Source organism: Novosphingobium sp. CF614, assembly GCF_900113255.1.
GTDB lineage: Bacteria > Pseudomonadota > Alphaproteobacteria > Sphingomonadales > Sphingomonadaceae > Novosphingobium.
The window spans coordinates 281701-296537 of sequence record NZ_FOOR01000002.1 but is presented as its reverse complement, the minus strand read 5'-3'; the positions used below and the strand labels follow the sequence as shown (position 1 = coordinate 296537).

At 68.3% G+C, this 14837-nt stretch carries 12 protein-coding genes; 3 read left to right on the top strand and 9 right to left on the bottom strand.

Going from position 1 to position 14837, the window contains the following annotated elements; genetic code table 11:
* Nucleotides 1-121: 121 nt before the first annotated feature.
* The 3 genes from BM052_RS04240 to BM052_RS04230 all read left to right on the top strand — a co-directional run bounded on the left by BM052_RS04240 (nucleotide 122) and on the right by BM052_RS04230 (nucleotide 4210).
* Entirely contained in the window at nucleotides 122-1234 is a 1113-nt protein-coding gene (locus BM052_RS04240) for a purine nucleoside permease (protein ID WP_255405951.1), read from the top strand.
* A gap of 200 nt (nucleotides 1235-1434) precedes the next feature.
* On the top strand, nucleotides 1435-2808 hold the full coding sequence (locus BM052_RS04235) for an 8-oxoguanine deaminase (protein WP_091143584.1): 1374 nt from the start codon (nucleotides 1435-1437) through the stop codon (nucleotides 2806-2808).
* A 16-nt stretch (nucleotides 2809-2824) separates the two neighbouring features.
* Nucleotides 2825-4210: a uracil-xanthine permease family protein gene (locus BM052_RS04230; RefSeq protein WP_091143581.1), complete on the top strand. Its 1386-nt coding sequence runs from the start codon at nucleotides 2825-2827 to the stop codon at nucleotides 4208-4210.
* Nucleotides 4211-4284: 74 nt separating this feature from the next.
* Here BM052_RS04230 and BM052_RS04225 read toward each other — a convergent pair whose 3' ends face one another.
* The 9 genes from BM052_RS04225 to accD all read right to left on the bottom strand — a co-directional run bounded on the left by BM052_RS04225 (nucleotide 4285) and on the right by accD (nucleotide 14610).
* Nucleotides 4285-4974, bottom strand: coding sequence for a cytochrome b/b6 domain-containing protein (locus tag BM052_RS04225; protein ID WP_177198315.1), 690 nt, complete (start codon nucleotides 4972-4974; stop codon nucleotides 4285-4287).
* A gap of 19 nt (nucleotides 4975-4993) precedes the next feature.
* Nucleotides 4994-5470 (bottom strand): c-type cytochrome, encoded by a 477-nt coding sequence (locus BM052_RS04220; protein WP_091143579.1) that lies wholly within the window; start codon nucleotides 5468-5470, stop codon nucleotides 4994-4996.
* A gap of 32 nt (nucleotides 5471-5502) precedes the next feature.
* Nucleotides 5503-6816 carry an ankyrin repeat domain-containing protein gene (locus tag BM052_RS04215; RefSeq protein WP_255405950.1) on the bottom strand — a complete coding sequence of 438 codons (1314 nt, stop codon included), beginning with the start codon at nucleotides 6814-6816 and terminating at the stop codon, nucleotides 5503-5505.
* Nucleotides 6817-6895: 79 nt separating this feature from the next.
* Nucleotides 6896-8224 (bottom strand): DUF1552 domain-containing protein, encoded by a 1329-nt coding sequence (locus tag BM052_RS04210; protein ID WP_091143575.1) that lies wholly within the window; start codon nucleotides 8222-8224, stop codon nucleotides 6896-6898.
* Complete coding sequence (locus BM052_RS04205) at nucleotides 8221-10794, bottom strand: DUF1592 domain-containing protein (RefSeq protein WP_091143572.1); 2574 nt, start codon at nucleotides 10792-10794, stop codon at nucleotides 8221-8223. Before BM052_RS04205 ends, BM052_RS04210 begins: the two co-directional genes overlap by 4 nt.
* Before the next feature lie 176 nt (nucleotides 10795-10970).
* Nucleotides 10971-11918 (bottom strand): acetyl-CoA carboxylase carboxyltransferase subunit alpha, encoded by a 948-nt coding sequence (locus tag BM052_RS04200; protein ID WP_091143569.1) that lies wholly within the window; start codon nucleotides 11916-11918, stop codon nucleotides 10971-10973.
* Nucleotides 11919-11949: 31 nt separating this feature from the next.
* Complete coding sequence (gene accC, locus BM052_RS04195; protein ID WP_091143568.1) at nucleotides 11950-13299, bottom strand: acetyl-CoA carboxylase biotin carboxylase subunit; 1350 nt, start codon at nucleotides 13297-13299, stop codon at nucleotides 11950-11952.
* A gap of 13 nt (nucleotides 13300-13312) precedes the next feature.
* Nucleotides 13313-13765: an acetyl-CoA carboxylase biotin carboxyl carrier protein gene (gene accB / locus BM052_RS04190; RefSeq protein ID WP_091143565.1), complete on the bottom strand. Its 453-nt coding sequence runs from the start codon at nucleotides 13763-13765 to the stop codon at nucleotides 13313-13315.
* Nucleotides 13762-14610 (bottom strand): acetyl-CoA carboxylase, carboxyltransferase subunit beta, encoded by an 849-nt coding sequence (gene accD, locus BM052_RS04185; protein ID WP_091143564.1) that lies wholly within the window; start codon nucleotides 14608-14610, stop codon nucleotides 13762-13764. The genes accB and accD overlap by 4 nt, the downstream gene beginning before the upstream one ends.
* Between the last annotated feature and the right edge of the window lie 227 nt (nucleotides 14611-14837).

The following is a 14837-nucleotide window of genomic DNA, read 5'->3' as shown; positions in this document are numbered from 1 at the left end:
ATCACTGAGATCGGGTATCATCGGGTCTCGTGAAGCGAGGTGAATTCACGGCCTGACAGCTTCCAACGGCGAGGGGCGCCGGTTCATCCCGGCGCCCCTCGTTCCTGAAAGAGGTATTCGCATGCAGTTCCTGGTGCGCGTCGCGACGATCATGGGTGCCTGCCTGGCCCTGTGCCTGTCGAACGGGGCCGCATTCGCCGATGCGCCCCCGGTTCCCGATATTTCCGCCTGCGACCCGGGCGGGCCTTGCCAGACGCCGCTGCCGGTCAAGGTCGTGATCGTCTCGCTGTTCGAGATCGGCCAGGACGAGGGCGACACGGCGGGCGAATTCCAGCTCTGGAAGGAACGGCGCGCGCTTTCCATGCGCATTCCCTTCCCGCAATCGTTCCATGATCTTTACTACAACCCCGAAACCCAGGTGCTCGGCATGGTCACCGGCATCGGCACCGCGCGTTCCACCGCCGCGACCATGGCGCTCGGGCTCGATCCGCGTTTCGACCTGAGCAAGGCCTACTGGCTGGTGGCGGGCATCGCCGGGATCGATCCGGAGGATGCCTCGATCGGCTCGGTCGCCTGGGCGCGCTATGTCGTCGATGGCGACCTGGCGCACGAGATCGATCCGCGCGAGATTCCGGCCGACTGGAAGTTCGGCTATTTCCCGCGCCAGACCCAGGGACCGAACGATACCTCCAGCAAGCCCGATCCTTCCGGCGGGGAGATGTTCCGGATCAATCCCACGCTGGAAACCTGGGCCTACAATCTCACCAAAGACATCGAACTGCCCGATAGCGAGGCGATCGCCGCCGAGCGCGCGCGCTTCGCCGACGACCCCCACGCGCAGGAACCGCCCTTCGTGCTGGAAGGCGATCAGCTTTCGGCGATGACGTTCTGGCACGGCAAGCTGATGACCGATTGGGCCAATTCCTGGGTGCGCTACTGGACCAGCGGCAAGGGCGAGTTCGTCACTTCGGCCATGGAGGACACCGGGGTCATGACCTCGCTGACCTACTTGAGCGAGATCGGCCGCGCCGACCGCGACCGTGTGCTGGTGCTGCGTGCGGGCAGCAATTACACGATGCCGCCGCCGGGCGTGGACGCGGCCAGCTATCTGCTGCGCGAGAACGAGGGCTATGCCGGACTGCAGGCGGCGGTGGAGAACCTCTATACGGTCGGCTCGAAAGTGGTCGACGAGCTACTCGGCCACTGGGACAAGTACGAGTTCGGGACGCCGTGATGTCGCCGAATACAATTCAATTTTCCGATGAATCGTCATGCTGAACTTGTTTCAGCATCCATTTCGAGACCTGGCACTGCCGTTTGAACGAGGCTCGGACACCGGGTTCGGATCCCTTCGCTACTCCAGGCCAGCAGGTATGATGGGCCCTGAAACAAGTTCAGGGCGACGAGTCTGGATGAAGCGAAGTCTGGTGCCGGATGACTAGCGGAACGGTGCTCACGCTCGTCCGCAATGCCGACATTCTCGTCACCATGGACGATGCCCGGGCCGAGATCGCGGACGGCGCGGTCGCCTGGCGTAGCGGCGCGATCGTCGCGGTCGGGACCAGCGCCGAGCTTGCGCCCCTGGCCGCGGAGGCGGACGAAGTGATCGACGCGCGCGGCTGCGTGGTGACGCCCGGCCTCGTCAACACCCACCACCACTTGTTCCAGACGCTGACCCGCGCGCTGCCCGGCGCGATCAACGTCTCGCTGTTCGGCTGGCTCAAGCGACTCTATCCGATCTGGGCATGCTACCGGCCCGAGGACGTCTTCGCCGCGACCCAGCTCGGCCTGGCCGAACTGGCGCTGTCGGGCTGCACCATGACATCGGATCATCACTACTTGTTCCCCGACGGCGTGAGGCTGGACGATTCGATCCATGCCGCGCGCGAGGTGGGCCTGCGTTTTCACGCCGCGCGCGGCAGCATGAGCGTGGGCGAAAGCAAGGGCGGCCTGCCGCCGGACAGCGTGGTGGAGGACGAAGCGGCGATCCTGGCCGATACCGTGCGCGTGATCGACGCGTTCCACGATCCTGCCGAAGGCGCCATGCTGCGCGTCGCGGTGGCGCCGTGCTCGCCCTTTTCGGTGAGTACCGATCTGATGCGCGAAGCCGCGCTGCTGGCGCGCGACAAGCGGGTGATGCTGCACACCCACCTTGCCGAGGACGCGGACGACGTGGCCTTCTCGCTCGAACGGTTCGGCTGCCGCCCCGGCCAGTATGCGCAGGACCTGGGCTGGACCGGGCCGGACGTGTGGCATGCCCACTGCGTGCAGCTCGACGCGGAGGAGATCGGCCTGTTCGCCCGGACCGGCACCGGCGCCGCCCATTGCCCTTGTTCGAACTGCCGGCTCGGCTCCGGAATCGCGCCGGTGCGCGCGATGATCGATGCCGGGGTGCCGGTGGGGCTGGGGGTGGACGGATCGGCGTCCAACGACGGCGGGCACCTGCTGAACGAGGCGCGGCAGGCCATGCTGCTGCAGCGCCTGAAGCTGGGCGCCGACGCCTTCGACCCGCGCGAGGCGCTGTGGCTGGCGACGCGCGGCGGGGCGCAAGTGCTCGGCCGGGCGGACTGCGGCTCGCTCGAGCCGGGCAAGCGCGCCGATCTCGCCGTCTGGGACATGGCGGATATCGCTTCGGCGGGGGCCTGGGATACCGTCGCGGCGCTGGTGCTGTGCCCGCCTTCCGGCGCGCGCGACCTCTTCGTGGAAGGCCGCGCCGTGGTTCGCGGCGGCGATCTCGTCACGGTGAGCCGCGACATGGTGGTGCGCGCCGCCACGCATTCGCTCGCACGGCTGATGAGCCTCGCTTGACCATCGAAAGGACGCCATGACCACGCCGGCAACCTCGATCGCTCCCACTGTCGCCGCCGGGATGACCCCCGCGCAGGCGCGCGATCCCGATTACTTCCCGGGCCTGGCGGTGGCGGTGCCGCTGGGCATCCAGCACGTGCTGGCGATGTTCGTGAGCAACATGACCCCGGCGATCATCGTCGCCGGCGCGGCCGGGTTCGGATACGGCGCGGCGGACACTTCGGAAATGATCTACATGATCCAGATGGCGATGCTGTTCGCCGGCATCGCCACGCTGCTCCAGACCATCGGCTTCGGCCCGGTGGGCGCGCGATTGCCGCTGGTGCAGGGAACCAGCTTCGCGTTCATCCCGATCATGATCCCGATCGTCGCGGGCAAGGGCGTGGCGGCGATGGCGGCGCTGACCACCGCCGCGCTGTTTGGCGGGCTGCTCCACGCCGGCCTGAGCTTTTTCGTGGGCAGGATCCGCTTCGCGCTGCCGCCGATGATTACCGGCCTGGTGGTGCTGATGATCGGCCTCTCGCTGATGCGCATCGGCGTGCAGTACGCCGCCGGCGGCGTCCCGGCGGTGGGAACCCCGGCGTTCGGCGCGTGGCAGAGCTGGCTGCTGGCGGGCGTGGTGGTGGCGGTGACGCTGGGGCTCAATTTCTTCGCTCGCGGCATCTGGTCGACCGCCGCGGTGTTGCTGGGGCTGCTCGCGGGGTACGGCGCGGCGCTCGCGATGGGGCGGGTGGACTTCGCCCCGGTCGCTTCGGCTGGGCTGGTCATGCTGCCGATGCCGTTCCATTTCGGCTTCGCGCTTTCGGCCTCGGCGATCGTGGGCTTCTGCCTGACCGGCTTCGTCTCGTCGATCGAATCGATCGGCGATGTCGACGCGATCTGCGAAGGCAACGCCGGCCGGCCCGCCTCCGACCGCGAGCTTTCCGGCGCGGTCTGCGCCGACGGCGTCGGCACCGCGCTGGCCGCCGTGTTCGGCGCCATGCCCAACACCACCTTCAGCCAGAACGTCGGCCTCATCGCCATCACCGGCGTGATGAGCCGCCACGTGGTGACCATCGGCGCGCTGTTCCTGATCGCCTGCGGGCTGCTCCCGAAGGTCGGCGCGGTCATCACCACGATCCCGATCGAGGTGCTGGGCGGCGGCGTCATCGTCATGTTCGGCATGGTCGCCTCCGCCGCCACCTCGATGCTTGCCGGGGTCGACTGGACCCAGCGCAACATGCTGATCTTCGGCGTCTCGCTTTCGCTGGCGCTGGGCTTGCAGCTTGAACCGGAAGCGCTCCAGCACTTGCCCGAGACGCTGCGCATCCTGCTCGGCTCGGGCGTGCTGCCGGCGGCGGTCACGGCGGTGGGATTGAACCTGCTGGTGCCGGGCCGGACCGGGCTCCGGACTGGGGCATAGCCGGGTTGGTCCCCCGGTTGTACCCCCGTTAGACCCCTGTGGTGTCCGCCTCGATTCGGCCTGGAATTGAAACTCTATCGAAACCCAGTCGATACAGCCCAGGCCACGGCGCCGGCGATCACGATCCCGGCCAGCGCCAGCATCGGGGACCAGCGGACATCCGCCGCCGCGCCATGCTCGCTGTCGCCCTCGCTCCTGGCGCGCCGCCCGGTAATCATCGGACGCACCAGGTTGAGCCGCTTGAAGCCGAGGTAGAAGACGATCGCGGCAACATGCAGCAGGATCAGCAGCAGCATCAGGTTGAACACTGCCTCATGCACTTCGGCGGCGGCGCGGCCCTGGTCGAAGCTGATGTAATCGGCCAGCGGGCCCGATTCGAGACCGTCGACATCGACCGCGAACAGTCCGGCGGCGACCATCACTGCCAGCGCCGCCAGCATGGCCACCACGCTCCAGCCGCCGAGCGGATTGTGCCCGTCGGCGGCATGGCCGGGCCGTGTTCCCAGTGTCCTGGCATAAGCCAGCACCGTGCCCGGCGCCCGCACGAACTGGGCGAAACGCGCAGTGCGCGATCCGACGAAGCCCCACCAGACGCGGAACACCAGCAGCGCGAGCACACAGTATCCCGAGAGGCGGTGCCAGTCCATCTCGTGATTCTCGCCGCTCCACCACGAGAACGCGACGAGCGCGACCAGCAGCCAGTGGAACAGCCGCAGCGGCAAGTCCCAGATCCGGGTCGATCCGCCAGTCGTCGTTTCGGTCATCGCTCTCCCCCTCGCGGTGTCAGTCGTCGGCGCGGAACTGGCGGTGGCAGGCGCCGCAAGTCGCGCCCATCGCCTTGAACTGCGCGCCGACCGCTTGGGCATTGCCTTGCCCGGCAGCGGCCACCAGTTTGTCCGCCTCGGCGATGAACTTGGTCATATGCCCGTCGAACGTGGCACGGTCGGTCCAGATAGCGGCCAGGGCGTCGGTCTTGACCCCGGCGGAGGGGCCGGTCCCGGCGGGGAACAGCTTCACCTGCGCCCGCCCGACTGCCGCGATCGTCTTCGCGGCGGTCAGCATCTTTACCTTGTCCGCGCTGCCGCCCAGCTCGTCCTTGAGCGTCTTCATCGCCCCGCCGATCTTCTTGAAGTTGGCCTGCCGGGCAGAGATCGTGGCGCTGGCCGAAGGGGCGGCGGTGGCCAGGGTCCCGCTCGCGACCAGCGCGGCGAAGCCGAAGGCGCCGATGGCGGCGAGAGTGAAGGGCTTGGTTCGAATCATGCGATCGTCCTGTCCTAGCATGGATAAGGGATTCAATTGCGCGAGACCGTTAGCACGGGGGACGGCCGGTCTGCAAAGACTTGGGCATAGATCGTCCGCACGCCGGCAAGGCCGTTTTCGGCGGCTTGCGCGGCCGTGGCGCCCCGCTTGTTGGGGATGTTCGTGCGCGCGCCATGGCTGGCCAGGACACGCAGCATGGCCTCCAGTTCGGGATGGAGGCCGCCGTCCAGCACGAGATGCAGCGGCGTGGCGCCGCCAGCGTCGGCCACGTTGGCATCGGGCGCGAGACTCAAGGCATAGTCCAGCGCGGCGGCGCTGTGCCCATGCGCGGCGGCGAGCACCACGTTGGTTCCGTTCGCCGCGACGAACCGGGGGTCGGCGCCGCCGGCGGCCAGCAGCTTCATCGCCTCGACCCGCCCATTGCGCGCCGCCAGCAGCAGTGGCGGCGTCGGCGGGACGGGCGGCGGCGGCACTCCGAAGTTGGCCTCCGTGACCCAGGTGATCCGGGAAGCGCCGGTCAGGCCATTGGGATCGGCGCCCTTGGCCAGCAGCAGGGATACCAACGCGGTATCGCCCCCGGCGGCAGCGGCATGGAGCAACTGGTTGCCGTTGCGATCCCGCTCTGCCAGATCCGCGCCGCGTTCCACCAGCATCGCGGCCGCCGCCCAGTTTTGCTGATAGGCCGCAAGCTGCGCCGCGCTGGTGTTTTCGGGGCCGCGATGGCCGGCATCGGCGCCCGCGTCCAGCAGCATGCGGACAGCTTCAGATCCTCCGCCCTTGATCGCGAAGAACAGGGGTGTGAAGCCGGCCTGGGTGATCCGGTTGACTTGCGCGCCGGCCTTGAGCAGCGCCGCCACCGCCTCGACATTGCCCGCCGAGGCGGCCCACATCAGCGGCGTCTGCCCGCGCGCGTCGGCGGTTTCGGCCTTCGCGCCCATCGCCAGCATGCGCGAGGTCGCGGCGGCCGGGCCGAAGCGGGCGCAGACCGCCAGCGGGGTGGTGCCGTCGGGCGCGGCCCGGCGCACGTCGGCCCGGGCATCGAGCAACTGGCCGACGATCGCGCCGTTGCCGCGCTCGCAGGCAAGCATGAGCGGCGTTACGCCCCCGGCGTCCGCCGTGTTCGGTTTCGCGCCGTGGCGCAGCAGCGCGGCGACCATCGCCGGGTCCTGCGTCTCCACCGCGCGGGCCAGCGGACTTTCGCCGTAGCCGAGCGGCGCCCTGGCATTGGCGCCGTGGGCGAGGGCCGCCGTGGCCCCTGCCACATCGTCCGCCGCGATGGCGCTGGCCAGCGTCGCGGCGTTCGCCTGCTCGCGGGCACATGCGGCGGACGGAAGGGCGACCGCCACGAGCAGCGCGCCGGCGAACCCTTTCCGGGAGGAATCGAATCTCCCCCGGGAAGGAGTAGCGACCGGTTCCCGAAAGACGCTATGCATCGGCCAGTTCCCGAAGCGGCCCGGTGCTGTCGCCGAACGTGGTCGCCGGTACGTCCAGCAGGTTGAGCCCGGCCAGCAGCAGGTTGGACATCGTCGTGCCGGGCTTCACCGTCACGTGGCGTCCGCCCTTCACCAGCCCGCCGGCCACAACCACCGGCAGGTCCATGAAGTCATGCTCGTTGGAATCGCCGAAGGCGGAGCCGCGAATGACCAGGGTTCGATCCAGCAGCGATCCCTCGCCGTCCCTGGTTTCCCTCATCCGCTGCAGCATGTAGGCGAAGAATTCCATGTGGAAGCGGTTGATCCGCGCCAGCTTCGCCACCTTCTCCGGATTGTTGCCGTGATGGCTGAGCATGTGGTGCGAATCCGGCACGCCGATCTCGGGATAGGTGCGGTTGGAAAGTTCGCGGCCGATCATGAAAGTGCCCACCCGGGTGATATCGGCCTGCATCGCCAGCACTTGCAGGTCGATCATCAGCTTCACGTGCTCGGCGAAGTCTTCGGGAATGCCCGCCGGCTGCTCGATCGTGGCGGCCTGCGCGGGAGAGGCCTGGGCGCGCTGGATGCGTTTTTCGATGGCCCGGGTGGCCTCCAGGTATTCGCCCAGCTTGCGGCGGTCCTCCATCCCGAGCCGGCCGGAAAGGCGCGCGGTGTCCTCCATCACGAAATCGAGGATCGAGGACTGGCGCCGCAGCTGCGCGAGCCGGCCCTTCTCGTCCAGCGCCTCGCCGTCGCCGAACAGCCTTTCGAAGACGGCGCGCGGGTTGGCGGTGACCGGCAGCGGCACGGTCGGCGTCAGCCAGGAGATGCCGTTGGTATAGGCGCAGGAGTAATTGATGTCGCAACTGCCCAGCAGGCTCGCCTGGTCGATGCCGAGTTCGAGCGAGGGGATCTGCGTCGCATCGCCCAGGTGGGCGGCAAAGACCTGGTCCATCGACACGCCGCAGCGGATGTCCGGCCCTTCGGTCTGCTTGGCGTGGGCGCCGGTCAGGAAGGCGGGGCACGATCGGCCATGGCCGGCAGGCCGATCGCCCATGGCGGCGGCTTGCGGGTGGCCGAGGCCGCTGATGACGGCGATCGTGTCGCGGTGCGGGGCAAGCGGTTCGAGCGTCGGCGGCAGCGTGAAGCCGGTGCCGGCCGGCTGGAAGCCCGGCATGGTCATGCCGTTGGGGGAATAGAAGACCTGGAGGCGCTTGGGACGCTGGGCGATATCGGCGGCGCGGGCGGTGCCCATCATGGCTTCGAGGAAAGGCAGCGCCATCGTGGTGCCGAGGCCGCGCAGCACGGTGCGCCGGGCGAGGGGCTTGCGAATGATCCTCATTTCATTGGTCTCCCTGCCGAGGGGATCGCGAAGGAGCTTCCCGTTGCAAAAGAACGCATCGTTCCCCCTCCGCTCGTCCAAAGCGTGTCGATGGACGCCGCCGAGCTGTCCGCCCGGACGGCCTTGAACGGCTGCGGCGTCTTGCGCATCGTGAAGGCCGCGCTGGAGACGATGCCCCGGACGATCGTGCGCACACGGTAGCCGTCGGCGGCGGCATCGCCGGCGATGGCGCGGACGGCGGGCATGTCCTGCGGGCCCAGGCCCCGGGCGAGCGCGTAAGTCATCAGCCGCTCGGTGAAGGCGCGGGTAAATTCGTCCTTGCGGTCCATCAGGATCCGCTGGAGGCCGGAAAGCCCGGTGAACCTGGTGCCGTCGGGCAATGTCGCGGCGTTGTCGATCGCCTGCCCGACGTCGCTGGTCCGCCAGGCGCCGACCGCGTCGAAGTTCTCCAGCGCGAAGCCGAGCGGGTCCATCTTGACGTGGCAGGCCGCGCAGCTGGGGTTGGAGCGGTGCAGTTCAAGCTGTTCGCGCGCGGTCAGCAGGCGCCCGTCGTGCTCGGCCTTCAGAGCGGGCACGTCCGGCGGCGGCGGTGGTGGCGGCGCGGCGAGCATGTTGTCGAGCACCCACTTGCCGCGCTTCACCACCGAAGTGTGGTTGCCATAGGAAGTGACGGTCAGGATGCTGGCCTGCCCCAGCAGCCCGCCGCGATGCCAGGCGGGATCGAGGCCGACCTTGCGGAACGCGGGGCCGGTCACGCCCGGAATGCCGTAATGCTCGGCCAGGCGCTGGTTGAGGAAGGTGTAGTCGGCGGAGATGAAATCCAGCACCGGCCGGTTGGCGCGCAGCACGTTGGCGAAGAACATCTCGGTCTCGGTCGCCATGGCGCTGCGCAGGCGGGTGTCGAACTTGGGGAAGACGGCGATGTCCGGGCGCTGCTGGTCGAGGTTGCGCAAATAGAGCCACTGCCCGGCGAAATTGGCGGTCAGCGCCTGGGCCTTGGGATCGGCCAGCATCCGGGCGATCTCGGCATCGAGCACGGCGGGCTGGTGCAGCTTGCCCGTTTCGGCGAGCGAGAGCAGCCGCTCGTCGGGGATCGAACTCCACAGGAACAGCGAAAGGCGGGTGGCGAGTTCCAGGTCGGTGATCGTGTGGGTGCTGCCGGGCAGGCTGCCTTGCGGATCGGTCTCGACCACGAACAGGAACTCGGGCGAGACGAGGATCGCCTCCAGCGCCGCCTCGATGCCGTGCTCGAAGTCCGAAGCGGCGCGTTCCTGGGCATAGATTCGCATCAGCGGCATCACGTCGAATTCGCCGACCGGACGGCGCCAGGCGCGGCGGGCCAGCGTCGAGACGATCCGGTGAGCGCAGGCCTGTTCCTGCGAGGGCTTGTTCGGCCGGCACAGGAACACCGCGCGCCGGCTTGGCGTGTCGGCGATGCCGACCGCGTGATAGGGGCCGGCCACGTCGATCTGCAGCACGTCGCGCGGGAAGTTCCGCTGCGAGTAGCGCGGGTGCATGCGATAGGACGGGACCTCCAGCGTCCTGACCCGTGTCCCGTCCACCCATACGTCCAGCGGAAGCATCCCCGGCGGATCGAGCGGCAGCGGCACCGCGTCGGTGGTGTTGCGCAGCGTCTGCACGCTCTCGTCGGGCCAAGTCTGGCGGCGGAAGGACAAGCCGACGAGGTGCGATCCGGCCTTCATCGACACGCGCAGGCTGTAGCGATCCTCGGTGAGGCGGTCGGTCTCGTTGTTGGTGTTGGAATTGAGCCAGGCGGCGATTTCGTACTCGCCGTCATAGCGGGCGAAGTAGCGGAAGGCGGCGCCCCCGCGCGAGGCGAGCGGCAGGTCGGCGCTGGCCCGTTCGTTGTAGGCGGGCACGCCCGAGTTCATCGTCGAGCCGTCCTTGGGGACCTGGTAGGTCGTCACGAACTCGCGGCGCGAGGTGAGCCCGGTCGTCAGGCGGCCGACCTTGCCGGCGACCGCGATGTAGCGTTCCATCAGCGTGGGCGAGACGGTGAGCACGTCGGCGATGTTGTCGAAACCGAAGCCGGAATTGTCCTGCGGCAGTTCGCCGCTGAAATCGACGTCGATCGCAAGCAGGTCGCGCACGGCATTGGCATATTCGGCGCGGTTGAGGCGGCGGATCGTCGCCTGGCCGGGGTCGGGATTGGCGGCGACGTAGCCGGCCCGCGAGGAATCCAGCCACTGCACGAAGGCGGCGCGCTGGGCCGGATCGGGCTGGGGCTTGGAGTGCGGCGGCATCTCGCCGGCGGCGACGCGGCGCAGGATCTTCTCCCACTCCTCGGCATGGCGACCGGTGCGCAAGTCGTCGGCCTTCAGATCCTCCACCGAAAGGTCCGCGATCCTGTCGATGTCGTTGTGGCAGCGCGAGCAGAACTGGTCCAGCATCGGCTCGATCATGGCCGCCCGTGCCTGGACGACGTCGCCCACGGTTGCGGCCGGGGCCGTTTCGTGGTCCAGCGCGGCGGCATAGACCGACGCCGCCGTGACCAGCGCGCTGAGGGCGAGCGCGATGCTGCTGGGAGTGAGACGCCGTATCAGGCTCATTGGAATATTCGACCCCGTTTGCCGGCCCGCCGCAGCGCATGGCTGTGGTCAGCCTGGCGGGTTCCGTCGGGCATTCCGACTATCGGCTGGACGGGGGAGCGTCCATTGCCATTAACCGGACGCAGTGCACGGAAAATTAGAGCGTCGCGTTCAAGTTCCGCCCTGGTCGCCGCGTGTCACAGCGACCCGATCGCCAGGAAGCGCTCTTCGCGCTGGCGCACGAGGTCGGCCGGGCTCCCGCCTTCCAGCGATGCCAGCGCATCGGCCAGCGCATCGGCCAGCGCGCGGGCCGCCTGGGCCGGGTCACGGTGCGCGCCGCCCATCGGCTCGGGCACGATGGCGTCGATCACCGCGAGATCGAGCAGGTCCTGCGCGGTCACTTTCATGGCGGTGGCGGCATCGGCCGCCTTGTCCGCCGTGCGCCACAGGATCGAGGAAGCACCCTCGGGCGAGATCACCGAATAGACCGCGTGTTCGAGCATCAGCACCCGGTTGGCGCTGGCCAGCGCCACAGCCCCGCCCGAGCCGCCCTCGCCGACGATCGCCGCGACCATCGGCACCTTGAGCGCCAGGCACGCCTCGGTCGAGCGGGCGATGGCTTCCGCCTGGCCGCGTTCCTCGGCCTCGATGCCGGGGAACGCGCCCGAGGTATCGACGAGCGTGACCACGGGCAGGCCGAACTTGCTCGCCATTTCCATCAGGCGGATCGCCTTGCGATAGCCCTCGGGCTTGCCCATGCCGAAGTTGTGGCGGATGCGGCTGGCGGTATCGTGGCCTTTCTCGTGCCCGATCAGCATGACCTTGCGGTCTCCCAGCAGGGCCAGCCCGCCGATGATCGCCGCGTCCTCGCCATAACGGCGGTCGCCCCCCAGCGGCATGAAATCGGTGAAGGCGAGGCGCACGTAATCGAGGAAGTGCGGCCGCAGCGGATGCCGTGCGACCTGCGTCTTCTGCCAGGGCGTGAGCCTGGCGTAAGTCGCCGCGAGCATTCCCGCGCTCTTCTTCTCCAGCTTGGCGATCTCGCCGCCGATGTCGAGCGCGCTGTCGCTGGCCGTCGCGCGCAATTCCGCGATGCGCGCTTCCAGGGCGGCGATCGGTTTTTCGAAGTCGAGGAAGGAATTCATGCTTGTCCAGTCTGCATTTCGACCACGAGGCTTAGCCGTTTCGCCTGGCCAGCCACTCTTCCAGCCACTTGATCGTATAGTCGCCGCTGTTGAATTCCGGGTCCTCCAGCAATGCCTGGTGGAGCGGGATCGAGGTCTTCACGCCTTCGATCACCATTTCCTCCAGCGCGCGCTTCAGGCGCATGATCGCGCCTTCGCGGGTGCGGCCGGAGACGATCAGCTTGCCGATCATCGAATCGTAGTACGGCGGGATACGGTAGCCGGCATAGAGACCCGAATCGACGCGCACGTTCATGCCGCCTGCCGCATGATAGCTGGAGACCAGGCCGGGCGAAGGCGCGAAGGTCCAGGGATCCTCGGCATTGATGCGGCATTCGATGGCGTGGCCCTTGAACTCGATGGCGTCCTGCGCGAACGACAGCGGGCGGCCTTCCGCGACGCGGATCTGCTCGCGCACCAGGTCGACACCGGTGATCGCCTCGGTGACGGGATGCTCCACCTGGAGGCGGGTGTTCATCTCGATGAAGTAGAACGCGCCGTCTTCCCACAGGAATTCGATGGTGCCGGCGCCGCGATAGCTCATGTCGGCCATGGCCTTGGCGACCACGCCGCCCATGCGGTCGCGTTCTTCGGGCGTGAGGACCGGGGAGGGCGCTTCTTCCAGCACCTTCTGGTGGCGACGCTGCAACGAACAGTCGCGCTCGCCCAGGTGCACCGCGTTGCCCTGGCCGTCGCCGAAGATCTGGAATTCGATGTGCCTTGGGTTGCCGAGGTACTTTTCCATGTAGACGGTATCGTCCCCGAACGCGGCCTTGGCTTCCGAACGGGCCTGGCCCATCTGGCTTTCCAGCTCTCCGGCGTTCTGCACCACTTTCATGCCGCGCCCGCCGCCGCCAGAGGCGGCCTTGATGAGCACCGGGTAGCCGATCTCCCCGGCCAGCCTTTTCGCTTCGGTCACGTCCTCGATCGCGCCGTCGGAGCCGGGCACCAGCGGCAGGCCCAGCGCGCCGGCGGTGCGCTTGGCCTCCACCTTGTCGCCCATCGTGCGGATGTGCTCGGGCTTGGGGCCGACCCAGGCGATGCCATGCGCCTCGACGATCTCTGCGAACCTGGCGTTTTCCGAAAGGAAGCCATAGCCGGGATGGATCGCGTCGGCCTGGGTGATCTCGGCGGCCGAGATGATCGCGGCGACGTTGAGGTAGCTGTCCTTCGCGGCCGGGGGCCCGATGCATACCGCGTGGTCGGCGAGACGCACGTGCATGGCGTCGGCATCGGCGGTCGAATGAACCGCGACCGTTTCGATGCCCATTTCGCGCGCGGCACGGTGGATGCGCAGCGCGATCTCGCCGCGGTTGGCGATCAGCAGGCGGGAAATGCCCATGAGCGGTGCGTCCTCAGCCGATCACGACGAGCGGCTGGTCGTATTCGACCGGCTGCTGGTTCCCGACGAGGATGGCGGTCACGGTGCCGGCCTTGGGCGCGGTGATCTGGTTCATCACTTTCATGGCCTCGACGATCAGCAGCACGTCGCCCGCCTTCACGGCCTTGCCCACCGAGATGAAGTCAGGCGCCCCCGGCTCCGGCGCCAGGAAAACGGTGCCGACCATCGGCGATTTGACGGCATCGACCGGCGGCGCGGCGGGCGCTGCCTCGGCGGCGGGAACGACTGCCGGAGCGCCCGCCGGCGGCGGTGGCGCCAGCGGCAGGGCGGGCGCCGCGCTCATCGCCTGGATCATCTGGCGGCTGACGCGGATCTTGCGTTCCCCGTCCGCCACCTCGATCTCGGACAGGCCGGTTTCCGCCAGCAGTTCGGCAAGTTCGCGCACCAGGGCGCTATCGATATTCACGCGACTTCCTTTCGTTCAAGGTATCCGAGCAGCATGGCCAGCGTGCCTTTCAGGTCCTGGCGGTGGACCACCATGTCGACCATGCCGTGGGCATGGAGGTACTCGGCGCGCTGGAAACCGTCGGGGAGCTTTTCCCGGATCGTGTCCTGGATCACGCGCTGGCCGGCAAAGCCGATAAGCGCACCCGGCTCGGCGATGTGGACGTCTCCCAGCATGGCGTAGCTGGCCGTGACGCCGCCGGTGGTGGGGTCGGTCAGGACGACGATATAGGGCAGGCCGGCGGCGGCCAGGCGGCGGGTGGCCACCGTGGTCTTGGGCATCTGCATCAGCGAGAGGATGCCTTCCTGCATGCGCGCGCCGCCCGCCGCCGTGCAGATCACGTAGCCGCAGTTCTCGGCCAGGGCGCGCCCGGCGCCGGCGACGAAGGCCTCGCCCACCGCCATGCCCATCGAGCCGCCCATGAAGGCGAAGTCCTGCACGCCCAGCACCGCCTTGGCGCCGCCGATCGTGCCGAAGGCGTGGGTCAGGGCGTCGGGATAGGGATTGGCGGCGCGGGCGGCCTTGAGCCGGTCGGCATATTTCTTGGTGTCGCGGAAATTCAGCGGGTTCTCCGCCACTTTGGGGGAGGCCAGCACCGCGTAGCCGGGATCGAGAATCTGGTCGAAGCGCGCCTTCGCGCCGATGCGGCCATGGTGCCCGCAGCGCGGGCATACCGAAAGATTGGCCTCGAAGTCCCGGGAGAACAGCATCTCGCCGCAGTTCGGGCACTTCATCCACAAGTTGTCTGGCGTATCGCGTTTCGCCAGGCTCGAAAGCGATTTGCGTACCTTGCTGAGCCAACTCATTCCGGTTTGTACCAATCCTGCGAAATAGGCGGGAGAACGGCCGCCGTGGCCGCATCTCATCACGTTCCGGCGGACATCCGTGCTTCTCCGGCCTGCCTGCTTTTCTGGCCCGCTTGCCCTGGGATCGAATGCGCGACGCCGGCCCGAGGCGCGCCCGTTTAGATGAAACCCCTCCATTGTCCAAGCCAAATTGGCCTTGCCTGTGGGCAAACACGCATGACACCGCA